Source organism: Pseudoalteromonas sp. NFXS39, from assembly GCF_040148775.1.
Classification (GTDB): domain Bacteria; phylum Pseudomonadota; class Gammaproteobacteria; order Enterobacterales; family Alteromonadaceae; genus Pseudoalteromonas; species Pseudoalteromonas apostichopi.
Map to the genome: position 1 here is coordinate 100,321 of NZ_JAGDEC010000006.1, position 13,618 is coordinate 113,938.

At 39.5% G+C, this 13,618-nt stretch carries 11 protein-coding genes; 5 read left to right on the plus strand and 6 right to left on the minus strand.

Annotated elements, in window-relative coordinates:
• Both rpsP and ffh read right to left on the minus strand, forming a co-directional pair.
• Positions 1–249: a 30S ribosomal protein S16 gene (gene rpsP / locus J3455_RS12520; RefSeq protein WP_036967110.1), complete on the minus strand. Its 249-nt coding sequence runs from the start codon at positions 247–249 to the stop codon at positions 1–3.
• Between the two features lie 240 nt (positions 250–489).
• Positions 490–1,866: a signal recognition particle protein gene (ffh, locus tag J3455_RS12525; RefSeq protein ID WP_130051059.1), complete on the minus strand. Its 1,377-nt coding sequence runs from the start codon at positions 1,864–1,866 to the stop codon at positions 490–492.
• Between the two features lie 243 nt (positions 1,867–2,109).
• Between ffh and J3455_RS12530 the strand changes: the two genes are divergently transcribed.
• From J3455_RS12530 to J3455_RS12540, 3 genes are all read left to right on the plus strand, one after another.
• Complete coding sequence (locus tag J3455_RS12530) at positions 2,110–2,913, plus strand: cytochrome C assembly family protein (protein ID WP_130051058.1); 804 nt, start codon at positions 2,110–2,112, stop codon at positions 2,911–2,913.
• A 61-nt stretch (positions 2,914–2,974) separates the two neighbouring features.
• Positions 2,975–4,243, plus strand: a complete 1,269-nt coding sequence (locus J3455_RS12535; RefSeq protein WP_130051057.1) for an HlyC/CorC family transporter — start codon at positions 2,975–2,977, stop codon at positions 4,241–4,243.
• A 163-nt stretch (positions 4,244–4,406) separates the two neighbouring features.
• Entirely contained in the window at positions 4,407–5,246 is an 840-nt protein-coding gene (locus J3455_RS12540; protein ID WP_130051056.1) for a mechanosensitive ion channel family protein, read from the plus strand.
• Positions 5,247–5,260: 14 nt separating this feature from the next.
• Here the strand turns inward: J3455_RS12540 and J3455_RS12545 are convergent, their stop codons facing one another.
• The 4 genes from J3455_RS12545 to J3455_RS12560 form a co-directional block, all read right to left on the minus strand.
• Positions 5,261–7,435, minus strand: a complete 2,175-nt coding sequence (locus J3455_RS12545) for an exonuclease domain-containing protein (protein ID WP_349561847.1) — start codon at positions 7,433–7,435, stop codon at positions 5,261–5,263.
• Positions 7,436–7,501: 66 nt separating this feature from the next.
• Positions 7,502–7,690, minus strand: coding sequence for a DUF3185 family protein (locus J3455_RS12550; protein WP_054553751.1), 189 nt, complete (start codon positions 7,688–7,690; stop codon positions 7,502–7,504).
• A 77-nt stretch (positions 7,691–7,767) separates the two neighbouring features.
• Positions 7,768–9,177: a sensor histidine kinase gene (locus J3455_RS12555; protein WP_349561848.1), complete on the minus strand. Its 1,410-nt coding sequence runs from the start codon at positions 9,175–9,177 to the stop codon at positions 7,768–7,770.
• Positions 9,177–9,851, minus strand: coding sequence for a response regulator transcription factor (locus tag J3455_RS12560; protein ID WP_130051053.1), 675 nt, complete (start codon positions 9,849–9,851; stop codon positions 9,177–9,179). The genes J3455_RS12555 and J3455_RS12560 overlap by 1 nt, the downstream gene beginning before the upstream one ends.
• A gap of 175 nt (positions 9,852–10,026) precedes the next feature.
• On the opposite strand from J3455_RS12560, the gene J3455_RS12565 reads away from it, so the two are divergent.
• Positions 10,027–11,970: an LTA synthase family protein gene (locus tag J3455_RS12565; protein WP_349561849.1), complete on the plus strand. Its 1,944-nt coding sequence runs from the start codon at positions 10,027–10,029 to the stop codon at positions 11,968–11,970.
• Positions 11,971–11,985: 15 nt separating this feature from the next.
• The gene (locus J3455_RS12570; RefSeq protein ID WP_349561850.1) at positions 11,986–13,611 is read left to right on the plus strand and encodes a phosphoethanolamine transferase; all 1,626 of its coding nucleotides are present in this window, start codon (positions 11,986–11,988) and stop codon (positions 13,609–13,611) included.
• Positions 13,612–13,618 lie beyond the last annotated feature (7 nt).

Consider the following 13,618-nt stretch of genomic DNA (forward strand, 5'->3'; position numbering starts at 1 on the left):
TTAAGCCGCTTTACGAGCGTCTTTAACTAACTTAGCTACGCGATCTGAAAGAGATGCGCCTTGACCTACCCAGTGTTCAACACGAGATAAATCTAAACGTACTTTTTCTTCCTGACCAGAAGCAATTGGGTTAAAGAAACCTACTTTCTCGATGAAGCGACCGTCACGCGAGAAACGGCTATCCGCAACCACAATTTGATAGAAAGGGCGTTTTTTAGCGCCACCACGTTGCAAACGAATAGTTACCATACCGTCCTCTACATTAGATTGACTGTTTTCATTAATAAGATTTACTCCCCAGTACGGGAAGCTGGGGAATTGTACGAGTTTTTTGCAACATTGCAAGTAAGAACTGCTGCAAAATGTAAGTTTAGTTGATTAAACACTGATCTGGCCTTTAAATCTTACATGCAGCTAACAACTATGCATAAATTATCTACAAAAAAAGGAGCTATACGCTCCTTTTTATACACTTAATAAAAAGCGCTATTAAAATTTAGGACCACCACCCATCATGCCAGGTGGTAACATGCCTTTCATACCGCGCATCATTTTCTTCATACCCCCCTTGCCTTTCATCTTTTTCATCATCTTCTGCATTTGCGTAAATTGCTTAAGCAGTTTGTTGATTTCTTGCACTTGGGTACCAGAGCCTGCGGCAATACGTTTTTTACGAGAGCCCTTGATGATTTCAGGACGCGCGCGCTCTTTTGGTGTCATTGAGTTAATGATGGCTTCCATTTGTACGAAAGTCTTATCGCCCATCTGCCCTTTTACGGCGTCTGGTAAGTTTTGCATGCCCGGTAGCTTATCAAGCATCGACATCATACCGCCCATGTTCTTCATTTGACGAAGTTGCTCAGCAAAGTCATCTAATGTGAAGCCGTCACCTTTAAATACTTTCTCAGCAACTTTAGCCGCTTTCTCTTTATCTACTTTCATTTCGACTTCTTCGATTAATGAAAGTACATCACCCATACCTAGGATACGAGAAGCAATACGGTCAGGGTGGAAAGGTTCAAGTGCATCAGTGCGCTCACCTACACCCATAAACTTGATCGGCTTACCGGTAATATGACGGATTGATAATGCAGCACCACCACGAGCATCACCATCAGTCTTTGTTAAGATCACACCACTCAAAGGTAGCGCTTCATCAAATGCTTTTGCGGTGTTTGCTGCATCTTGACCTGTCATCGCGTCAACGACGAATAAGGTTTCGATTGGATTAATCGCACTGTGCAGTGCTTTGATCTCGTCCATCATGTCGTTATCGACATGTAAACGACCTGCAGTATCGACTAATACTACATCGATGAACTTTTTCTTCGCGTGTGAAATCGCATTATTCGCAATATCTACTGGCTTTTGTGAGATATCGCTTGGGAAGAACTCAACACCCACTTCATCAGCAAGTGTTTCTAGCTGTTTGATTGCTGCCGGACGATAAACGTCAGCACTAACAACTAACACAGACTTTTTCTTACGCTCTTTTAAGAATTTAGCTAGTTTACCAACACTGGTTGTTTTACCAGCACCTTGTAGGCCCGCCATCATAACTACCGCAGGCGGCTGCGCATTAAGGCTTAACTCTTCATTTGCTTCACCCATTGCCTTTTCAAGTTCTTCACGAACAATCTTAATAAAGACTTGGCCTGGACTTAAGCTTTTCGTTACTTCAACACCAACGGCGCGTTCTTTAACTTGCTTAACGAACTCACGAACAACAGGTAATGCAACGTCCGCTTCCAAAAATGCCATGCGGACTTCACGTAATGTATCTTTTATATTTTCTTCAGTTAGGCGTCCGCGGCCACTGATATTTTTTAAGGTTTTACCTAAGCGTTCTTGGAGATTCTCAAACATGTAAAGGTTCCGATAAAACGTGTTTCACCTGTAGTGTACATAAAACAGACAAGTTTGAAGACAATACAGGCAATATTAAAATTTAATTACTAGCAGTATACCGTAAATGATGGTCGACAATACAGTGTTCAAGTGTGTAGTTTGAGTTTCTTTTTACAAACTCTATGCTTTTTCCTTGCTATAAAATACAATGGCATCAAAGAGACAAGGATTTATCTATATAAATTAAGTGGCCAAAACACGATGATTATTAGTTTAACTATTATTGCTAGTTTGTTTTATGTGTTAGCAACGTCACATGTGCTATCACGCCTTTTCCACAAACAAGGTCCGAGCCAAAAACTCACAGTGATACTAAGCACTGTGGCTATCCTTGCCCATATGCTATTACTGGTTAATTCAGTTTTTCGTGCTGACGGTCAAGATTTGAGTATCGTCAACGTTGCTTTATTGACCTGTTGGGTCATCGTAGTATCCGTTACAGCTGTGTCGCTCAAGTTCCCTGCTACCTTATTACTACCAGTTGTGTATGGTTTTGCAGCCTTACTTACACTTGCCAGCTTATTTATTCCGCATCATGTGATTTTACAATCAATAGATGTTGAACTTGGCTTAGTCACTCATATATCGTTATCACTTTTGGCATATTGTGTGCTGATAATCTCGACACTCTATGCGGTACAGTTTTACTTTATTGATAAGCGTTTAAAGCGCAAAGACTTAGCAATCGTACACAGTCATCTTCCACCTTTAATGGTCGTTGAGCGTCAGCTTTATCAATTACTCACGCTTGGTACAATTCTACTTACCTTTGCACTACTTTCTGGGTTTATCTTCTTAGAAGGTATGTTTGCCAGTGAATTTATCCATAAAACGGTTTTATCGTTAATTGCTTGGCTTATTTTCACTGTTGTAACAGTGGGTCACTTACGTCAAGGCTGGCGTGGTAAACCCGTGGTGTTTTCGATCATGATAGCCGCTTTTATCTTGTCACTTGCTTATTTTGGCAGCCGTTTCATCCAAGAAGTGATTCTAAATAAGTTTTAACTTGACTCAGCAAGCTGTCTCTAGCTTAATATGCACTGATTTATAAAAAAAGGATCCATCGTTGGACGACATATCGACTAGTACCCTGTTTATTATATTGGGATTATTGATACTTATTTCTGCTTATTTTTCTGGTTCTGAAACTGGAATTATGTCAATTAACCGTATCCGCTTGCGCCATCTTGCTAAAGAAGATCATCGTGCAGCGAAACGCGTCAGCAAACTGTTAAGTCGCCCAGACAGACTCATTGGTCTGATCTTGATTGGTAACAACCTAGTTAATATCGCTGCAGCACAGGTTGCAACGATTATTGGTATTCGCCTATACGGTGACCTCGGTATCGCAATTGCAACTGGTGCACTGACCTTAGTGGTTTTAATCTTTGCCGAAGTAACGCCAAAGACACTTGCAGCGCTTTACCCAGAAAAGGTCGCTTTCCCAAGTTCGATTGTCCTTAAGGGGCTTTTGAAAATACTTTTCCCATTTGTGGTTATCGTAAACTGGATGACCAATGGCATGCTGCGCTTGTTTGGTATCACAACAGCACAAATTGAAGAGCACAGTTTAAGTAAAGAAGAATTAAAAACCGTGGTGAACGAATCTGGTGCTCTATTACCAGCTCGCCACCAAAGCATGCTGACTTCAATTTTAGATTTAGAGCAAGTAACTGTTGAAGATATTATGATCCCACGCAACGAAATTGTTGCTATCGATATCAATGATGACTGGAAACTTATTAGCCGTCAGCTAACTCATGCTCAGCATACTCGTGTTTTATTATATCGTGACCAAATTGATGATGCTGTTGGCTTTATTCACTCACGTGATGCACTGCGCCTATTAACTAAAGAACAGTTTGATAAGCCATCACTATTACGTGCGGTTCGTGAAATCTACTTTATTCCTGAAGGCACATCACTAAACACACAATTGCTTAAGTTCCAGCAATCAAAAGAACGTATCGGTTTAGTTGTTGATGAATATGGCGATATCCAAGGCCTAGTAACACTTGAAGATATTCTCGAAGAAGTTGTTGGTGACTTCACAACAACGCAAACTCGCACGCCAAGTGAGGAAGTTACAGAGCAAGACGATGGCTCAGTACTTGTAGATGGCGGTGCTAATATTCGCGATTTAAATAAAGAAATGGGTTGGGAGCTCCCGATTGATGGCCCGAAAACGCTAAGTGGTTTAATCGTTGAATACTTAGAGGATATCCCAGACTCAAACCTAAGTTTACGTATTGCCGGATACCCTATTGAAGTGATCGAGATAAAAGAAAACATGGTGAAGTTAGTTAAAGTTATTCCAAGCAAACGCACGGAGTAACGTTCGACTCACCCCAAAAAAGGAGTAGCTTGCTACTCCTTTTTTGTTAGTTATAACTGAAACGCCTCAGAAAATTCACATTTTCCCAGCAGACCCCACACCGTAAAGCAATTCCTCTACTATTATTTTCTTTAAATACTCTGTTGTATAACAAGGAAAAATAATGGACGAAATATCAATCGAGAAAATCTACAACCAAGCTATAGAGTTGCTAATGCTCTACGGGCCAAAGTTTATTTTAGCAATACTGGTTTTAATCATTGGTTGGTGGTTAATTGGTAGAGTTGCCAACATGGCTGAAAAATCAATGAATAGGGTCAAATTCGAAGTTGGTTTGACGCACTTTTTAGTCTCCTTCATTTCTGTCATTTTAAAGGTACTACTGCTGATATCTGTTGCCTCGATGATTGGTATCGAAACAACCTCATTTATTGCAATGCTCGGAGCAGCCGGTTTAGCCGTAGGTATGGCACTGCAAGGCAGTCTAGCGAATTTTGCAGGTGGAGTGCTTATCCTATTCTTCAAGCCTTTTAAAGTAGGTGATGTTATTGAAGCCCAAGGCTACATGGGGAAAGTAGTAGAAATTCAAATTTTTGTCACTGTTTTACTTACCTACGATAATGAAAAAATCATTATTCCAAATGGCACGCTATCGAATGGCTGTGTTAAGAATAAGTTTGCAGAGCCAACACACCGCGTTGCAATCGAGTTTGGTATTAGCTATGGCGATGACGTTCATAAAGCCCGTGACGTGCTTATGAGCGTTCTGGATGACTATGATCTGGTATTAAAAGATATAGAAGATAAAAAACCAACAGTGCATGTTAGCCAGCACGGTGAAAGTCATATCGGCATGTTAGTGTGGGCTTGGGTTGAATCGGATAACTACTGGCCTGTGTACTTCGGTTTGTATGAACGAGTCAAAATTGCCTTTGATGCTGCTGATATCACTATTCCATTCCCACAGCGAGATGTTCATATTCACCAATTCCCTGGTAAATAATTTACAAGGCGAGGTCAACTCGCCTTATTTGATTGTGCTTGTTGAATTCGTATCAATAACTCTGCCGTAGCAGTTGCATCGGCTAATGCTCTATGATGATTCGTTAAGTTCAATTCAAAGTGTGTCGCTAAGTTACCAAGTGAATAAGACTTTAGCTTTGGAAATGTCTTTCGTGATTCAACTACTGTACATAGCTTAGGCATTTTAAAACCTTGCCCGAGTGCAGCGTATTCCTTGCGAATAAATCCGTAATCAAAATTCACATTGTGGGCAACAAATACACTGCCTTTTAACAGGGCACGCAACGTGTCGGCTATCTCCTCAAAGCGAGGAGCATCACGCACCATTGCCGCGTTAATTCCTGTTAATTTGGTAATAAAGGCAGGAATACTTCGTTCGGGATTGATTAAACTCGCCCACTGCTTAATAACTTCGCCAGCTTGTAACTGCACAACCGCAATTTCAGTGATTTTATTATTCCCTTGTACGCCGCCAGTGGTTTCTATATCGACCACACTATAAATGCGATTTGGATCATTAAACCAGCTCACCTTAACGATATTTACTTCAAAGCCGTGTTGCTTTAAGACATCAATACTGACAAGTTGGTTGCGTCTTAGTTTGTCGCCCGGAGCTTTAACTTCTTCAAATGTGAGCTTATGCTCTTTTAAAACCATTAAATCTGGGTAACCATCTTTAAGCTGCTTAAAGGTTTTTGTCATTTGCAATAAATGCGCTTTTAAACTAGCTAGACTGCTGTGTTTTATCAATATTTTTAGTGGCTCTAAAATATCGCTATGCCACATAAAAACACCATTGGCTATTTCGTAGTACTGTCCTGCATTTTTACAAACATATTTATACAACGCTTCATTACTAGTGAAATTTGCAAGCTTTTGCTCAATTTGTGTATGCTGCGCTGTGTAAAAGCAATCAGCAAGTAGTACTTGTGGATAAAGATCAAATTCATTACACGGCGGGTACGGTGTCTCGATAAAGAGCTCTTGCCAAAATGTTAAGGTAAAAAGACTTAACCAAAGATTATTCTCAGTAAAAAACACTGTGTTACCGAACTGTTGATAATACTCGCATACTCCTTGCTCTACATCACCACGGTAAATGTCATCAACCTCTATTTGATGCTCTGTATCAATTAACATTTGTGTTAAGCGTGAACGTTGCTGCTTATTATATTTACGCTGTAGAAAGTCTTCGGCGAAATACAAAATGCTATCATCAAGCGGGTTTTGGATAATATTTTCAAGCTTATGCTCAACCCAGCTTTTGTCTCCTAGCTTGTAACGCTGGCGAATTGCCAGCTCTTGCGCTTCACTACTGCCCTCACAATGCTCTAGTAACTCAAATGCAAAACCTAAGTCATGATCTTTAAGCTGCTTATATAAGCGGATCAGTAACTTGTTTTTGATGCTCTGGGCTAATTCATCTTCACAGTTAATAGCTAAAAGTGCTTGAGCTAAGGTTTGGTACTGTGTTTCTGATTGGCTTTGCTTAAGCTGCATACGCAACTGGTTTAATTGATAATGCGATTGTGCCTCGGCTAAGGTTTTAAAACGCGATAAGCTGTCGCTGACATCACCACGTACTTTTGCAATTCCTAAGTCACGCATTACAAAGCGATTTTGATGGTTTATATCGCCTTGACTTAGTCGGCCGCTATGTAAAAACTCAAAGTATTCATAATACTGGCTTCGGCTATTGACCACGAACTGACTAAATAAAGCGTCTAAATCACTGTGGTTGCGGTCAATATACTGTTTACAAAGTTGAATTAAGCTATGTTTGCTGGCTGATTTTTTATAATCAGGTTGTGTCGTCATTAACTCATCGTTTGCTAATAAGGTTAATAAAGTTGGCTTTGTTAAATGCTCAAGCAGCAAATCTAATTCATCATGACTTGGGTGTGCCACCAGCCCCTGTTGCTTTAGCTTAAAAATAGCCCCATGTAGATTAGGGATTTCTTCATAATTTAATGATGACAGTGCCACGATTTTTGGTTTACGGGAATAAATACGCAGCAAAGTACACAAACTTTGCTCATCAAGTAGGGTGAGTTTTTCAAGAAATTGCATTTGCTCAGCTAAGAGTAAATGCGTGCACTGAGATTGAATAAACTCAGCGAGCTCAAAGAAATGACTTAAATAATATTTTGCTGGTAATTGTGTTTTCATAGCCAAACCTGATACTGTATATAAATACAGTATCAGGTATTAGTAAACTGATTTCAATGTTTGAGGCTATTTAACTTTTAAAATACCTACAATCGCGCAAATTGCACCGCCTACCATACCGAGCCAAGCCTCAATCGGTGTATCACCACTAAAAGTTCGGCTAATTTGTGCACTTGCAGAGTCATAAACGTTATATCCCCATACTGCGAGCGCTACACCAATAACGATTAAAGCAATACCTATAATTTTTCCCATCGTGTTGTTCCTTTTTGTTGTTTTGATTTCGTGCTGCTATGTTTAGTTTTGCACATATAATAATTAGCTGCAAAACCTTAAGAAATAATCAAACTAAAGGTTATGTTTTGCTCACTTAACGAAACCTGAAGTTCAGCATCAATTGCTTTACTTAACGCTTTGGCAATGGATAAGCCTAAGCCAAAGTTATCTTCAGACGTTCTGGCACTATCTTTTTGCCAAAGCGGATCAAATAACTGGCTAATGTCTTCATCTGTTAATGGTACTTTTAATTCGTTAGTAACAGAAAATTGCAACTTCCCCTTTTTATTAAGCAGCGAACTTACAGTCACTATGCTCTTTTCTGGACTGTATTGTTTAGCATTATTTACAAGGTTGGTGATGATTGATTCAAGGGCAAATAAGTTACTTACAATGGCTGGGATATCATCTTGAAACTCAAACTTAACCCATTCTAAATCGCACTTTTCTAAGGTGCGTAAAATAACCTGATTTAAATCACATGCATCTTGCTTTGGTAGGGCTTCATCACTGTACTTATGCAGTAGCAATAAGTTCGACACAATGCTCTTTAAACGCTGGCTAATTTTTAGCACTTCAGGTTTAAAGTCTGCCTCAAACTCTTTTTCATTTGGAAACCGAATCGCCACTTCAGCCATATTTATAAGCTCAGCAATCGGCGTTTTTAACTCATGGGCAATATCTGAGGTCAAGCGCTTTTCACGAAAATAGAGCTGGCGGTTTTCTTGAATAAAGGCATTTAAGCTATCAACAATGGGTTGCAGCTCTTTCACAGGTTCTTTTATTGTTATCACGGCACTTTTATCTGCGATACTAAGCCGACTTATATCACGGTTTAGTTTATTAAGTGGCGCTAGAGAACTGTCGACCGATTTACGCACAAATAATCGAATGAATACGATTACTGACACGGTAGAAACAACAAAAATAACGTCAATTAACCATAAAATAAAATCAACTTTTTCTGATGAAGCTGCATAAGCCAAAGTAAGCGTGGTGTGATGCGTTTTGCTCACGCCATCAAAAAAATTTCTATGTGAGTGAGAGTCGATTTGCGGCTGGAAACGAGTATAAATAATTCGCCCGTCACGACCATCCGGCAGCTCAGTGGTCATTATTTTCGCTTCACCCAGTTTTAATTTTTCAAACTTGAGGTTCTTCAAAGCGAATAAATTAAGGCTCTGTGAGCGGGTAAACACCCCATAATCAGTCCACATTTGAAAATATTCAGGCTCAACTTGACCATCAAATTCTGGCATAAAGTCACTAGAAAAATTAAAAGTTAACCCCTCTTCATCTTCATGAACCAAAGTCATCAGCATACCGGCTTTTGATTTCATGCCACGGTTAAATTCATTATCAATCCAACTATCAACGGCTATATCAGTGGCGACTAAAATACTTAAAACTAGCCCAGTTATAGTAATCGATAATGTAGTTACCAACTTACTGCGAATTGACTTCATTATTTTCCTTGAATGATATAACCAAAGCCACGCTTAGTTTGAATAGGTAATTCACCGCCTGCCACCCTAACCTTTTTGCGGGCCGATGATAAATGCGCTTCAATGGAATTTTTTGAGACCAAGTCATACTGCCCAGCTATGTAGCTACTCAACTTTTCTGCAGTGATCACTTTATTTTGATTGCTAAATAAACACTCAACTATTTTATATTCGTTAGGTGTTAAGTCGACTGAAGTACCGCCGACTTGTAAGAGTTTTAATTGTAAATTTAAAGCCAAGTTATCAATGCGGATCACATCACTGATTGTTTTCAGACCACCGCGACGCATTAAATTTAATAACCTTGCATGCAGCTCATCAAACGAAAATGGTTTGGTCAAATAATCATCGGCCCCAGTCAGCAGCCCCATTACTCTGTCTGCAGGTTCTTGCTTGGCAGATAAAATAAGCACACGCACATCGAGCTGCTTTGCTCTTATGGTTTGTAATAACGTAATGCCATCAAGGCTGGGTAACATAATGTCGAGTATTACTAATTCGTACTCACCAGACATAGCCATACTCAAACCTTCAGCACCATCGCCGGTTTCATCAATGGTAAAACCTAAGTTTTCAAGGCCAATTCGTAGACTACGTCTTAATGACACCGAATCTTCTATTATCAACAATTTCATATGTTACTCATTTAGATAAAAACCACTTTTGTGTCATCAGGTTACGCTCAAAATCTTAAGATTCCCTTAAGATTTACTTAAGTTTTTCTAGTTTAGAAAATATTAAGATTACCATAAGGGTTTCTTAAGTTTCACTGCCTAGTATTGCCATAGTTTCGATTAAGTAAGTACGACTATGACAGCAAAACTCTCTGTTTTAAAACCTTTGTTCCGTTTTTCATTAATATTAATGGCAGTTTTTATACTGTCGAGAATAAGCTTGCTAATATGGCAACAGCAAAGGTTAGCTGATGGCGATAGCCTAGCGGTTTTATTTGGCGGCTTAAGGGTAGACTTAAGTAGTTTAGGGTATTTATTAGCCCTTGCCGTTTTAATGTTGATAGCTCATATTCTTTTGCGTAGCAAAACCTCTTTATTGCAACTTATTTTTACTCTTTATTGCAGCATAGTCGTTACTTTAATCGTGGTTATTGAAGCATCTACTCCCGCGTTTATTACCCAGTACGATGTACGACCAAATCGCTTATTCGTCGAATATCTTGATTACCCCCAAGAAGTATTTTCCATGCTATTACATGGCCACCTGTTCGCTATGATAAGCACCTTAATTATTGCAACGCTAAGCTGTGTGTTTGCGTATCGTTATATAAATGCAGCATTTAGCAAACAACAAAACGCTAAAACTGTTAGCCAAGTTGTAATACTCGTTACCACTTTATTAGTCTGCTTAATTAGCGCACGAGGCACTGTAAGCCACCGCCCTTTAAATCCTGCTTTAGTGTACTTTTCAAGTGACTCGCTGGTTAACTCGCTGGCTTTGAATTCAACGTACAGTGTGGCATTTGCTATTAAAAATATGGGCAATGAGAAAAATGCCAGTAGTTTATACGGCAACATGCCACGTAATGAGATTTTACAAACAGTAAAGCAAGCAGCCTATAAACAAAAGTTTATAACTGAGAATATTCCTACACTTTCAAGCAACACGCCTTTTAACACGGGTAAGAAAAAGAATTTAGTTATCATTTTAGAAGAAAGCTTAGGTGCACGTTTTGTTGGTGAACTAGGTGGCATTGGTGTGACTCCTGAGCTTGATAAGTTATACAAGCAAGGCTGGGGCTTTAATAACTTATACGCAACTGGCACTCGTTCTGTTCGAGGCATTGAAGCGGTAACAACTGGGTTTACTCCGTCTCCTTCACGCTCAGTGGTAAAACTATCAAAATCACAGCGTAATTTTTTCTCACTAGCTGATGTATTAGCCCGCACAGGCTACACCACTCAGTTTATTTACGGCGGTGAAAGTCATTTCGATAATATGAAAAGCTTTTTCTTAGGCAATGGCTTTAGCGATATTGTAGATATCAATGACATGCAAAACCCTGAGTTTATTTCGTCATGGGGTGCAAGCGACGAAGACTTGTTCAATCAAGCTGATAAAGAGCTAAGCGCATTAAATAAAGCAGGCAATCCTTTTTTTAGCCTTGTGTTTACTTCAAGTAACCACGATCCATTCGATATTCCAGAAGGTAAAGTAACACTACCTGAAGGCCATGACTCAGAAAACCTCAAACGTGATCTAGCAATCAAATATGCAGACTATGCATTAGGTAAATTCATAGCAAAGGCAAAAACGCAAGATTACTGGCAAGACACAGTATTTTTAGTGGTTGCAGATCATGATGTGCGAGTGTTTGGCTCAGAGCCTGTGCCGCTTAAATCTTTCCATATTCCTGCCGTGATCCTAAATAGTGGTATGGACGCAAAGCAGGATACTCGCTTAGTCAGTCAAATAGACTTACCTGTCACTTTGTTATCGCTATTGGGCGTAGACCAAGCGACACCTATGCTTGGTTATGATTTAACTAAACAATACCCAGTTGAGCGCGCCATGATGCAGTACTACGACAACTTTGCTTACGTTGAAAATGGTGAGGCAGTGATACTCATGCCAAACCAAAAGGTTAGCTATTGGCACTACGACCCAGCCACTAAAACCCAAGTAGCTATTGATAAGGCTGGCAGCAGCGTTGAACTTGCCAAAAAAGCTCTGGCTCACGTCTTATTTAGCAATTTAGCTTATACCGAACAGTTGTATCGCTTACCAAATAAATCGTAGCGATGAGGAATAATCATGAGCATAAAAATTAAACAACTCCTTATTAAAAAATGGCAAGTTAGCTACAGTCAGTTTGTGTGGCTGGTGTCGTTGTACTTGGTTATCGCATTTAATAGTCTATTTTTATTTAACATGGCTGAAGCAGCAAGCAAGCCAGAACATGTCAATTGGTTATTTATAGCAAGCGTACCGTTTTTATTATTAGCACTGACGGCAATGGTGTTAAGTTGGTTATCGTTAATCACCTTTGTAAAACCAGTGCTTTTAACAAGCATCGTAGTTTCGTCACTGTTGTTTTATGCAACCTTAAACTACGGTGTTATCTTCGATAAAAGCATGCTACAAAATATCTTAGAGACAAACTCAGGTGAAGCATTTTCATACTTAAATATACAAGTTGTCGTCTTTATTTTTGTACTTGGCGTGCTCCCCGCTTACTTGTTTTCACGTTTTAAAATTGTTGGTAACTTTCGTGTTCGTCTAAAAAACTTTGCGCTTCTCAACGTCACAGCATTTATTGCTATAGCAGCTATTGCAGTACCATTTTATAAAGATTATGCCTCTGTTGGGCGTAATAACCGTCAATTAACTAGCTATATTACCCCTTTTGCATTTTACACTGCGGGCTATAAGTATCTGCGCGATAATTATTTTTATCCGCCTTTACCATTTAAAGTACTGGATAAAACGCCGCATTTACTAGAACAGCAACAAAGTTCGCTGACAATTATGGTAGTAGGTGAAACAGCTCGTGCAGCAAACTTTTCACTGCAAGGATATAACAAGCCAACTAATCAATATACACCTAAGCTTGGCGTTAAATATTTCAGTGACGTTAGTTCATGTGGCACGGCTACGGCTATATCTGTACCTTGCATGTTCTCGCGTTTAGACCGTAATCACTATGATTCGCGCATAGCGCAAAGCCAAGAAAATGCGCTTGATATCATTCAACGAAGTGGTGTCGAAGTAACGTGGATTGATAACAATAGCAGCTGTAAAGGGGTTTGTGTGCGGGTAAACTCACAAACGGTAGAACCAACAAAGAGCAACCCACTTTGTGATGGACGCTATTGTTTTGATGAAGTACTCGTGGAAGAGTTAGCTACAAAACTTGCCAAGAGTAATGCTAAACATCAACTTGTTGTGTTACATATGATTGGTTCACATGGTCCAACTTACTATCGTCGATACCCAAAAAAAGACAGTGTATTTATGCCTGATTGTCCGCGTAGTGATATTCAAAATTGTAGCAGCGAGCAACTAACAAACACCTATGACAATACTATTGCTTATACAGACTTAGTACTCAGTAAACTTATTAATTTAATGCAAAACAGTCAGGCGGATGACAAAGCCCTGCTGTATGTTTCTGACCATGGTGAATCACTTGGAGAAAAAGGCTTGTACTTGCATGGCTTCCCATACGCATTAGCACCTAAAGAGCAAACCCAAGTGCCTATGTTGTTTTGGAGTAATAAACTAGCCGATACCCGTTTTAATCAATGTATCGAACAACAGCGTAACAACGCTTTTTCTCACGATAATATTTTTGACACCCTACTTGGTTTAACCCATGTAGACAGCACTGAATATCATCCAGAGCAAGATATCTTCAATGCTTGCTCAAAACAAAGCTAACGAAATA

Coding starts and splice junctions, on each gene's coding strand:
- ffh (WP_130051059.1), bottom strand. CDS start 1,866: ATGTTTGAGAATCTCCAAGAACGCTTAGGTAAAACCTTAAAAAATATC.
- J3455_RS12555 (WP_349561848.1), bottom strand. CDS start 9,177: ATGAAGTCAATTCGCAGTAAGTTGGTAACTACATTATCGATTACTATA.
- J3455_RS12540 (WP_130051056.1), top strand. CDS start 4,407: ATGGACGAAATATCAATCGAGAAAATCTACAACCAAGCTATAGAGTTG.
- rpsP (WP_036967110.1), bottom strand. CDS start 249: ATGGTAACTATTCGTTTGCAACGTGGTGGCGCTAAAAAACGCCCTTTC.
- J3455_RS12560 (WP_130051053.1), bottom strand. CDS start 9,851: ATGAAATTGTTGATAATAGAAGATTCGGTGTCATTAAGACGTAGTCTA.
- J3455_RS12545 (WP_349561847.1), bottom strand. CDS start 7,435: ATGAAAACACAATTACCAGCAAAATATTATTTAAGTCATTTCTTTGAG.
- J3455_RS12550 (WP_054553751.1), bottom strand. CDS start 7,690: ATGGGAAAAATTATAGGTATTGCTTTAATCGTTATTGGTGTAGCGCTC.
- J3455_RS12565 (WP_349561849.1), top strand. CDS start 10,027: ATGACAGCAAAACTCTCTGTTTTAAAACCTTTGTTCCGTTTTTCATTA.
- J3455_RS12570 (WP_349561850.1), top strand. CDS start 11,986: ATGAGCATAAAAATTAAACAACTCCTTATTAAAAAATGGCAAGTTAGC.
- J3455_RS12530 (WP_130051058.1), top strand. CDS start 2,110: ATGATTATTAGTTTAACTATTATTGCTAGTTTGTTTTATGTGTTAGCA.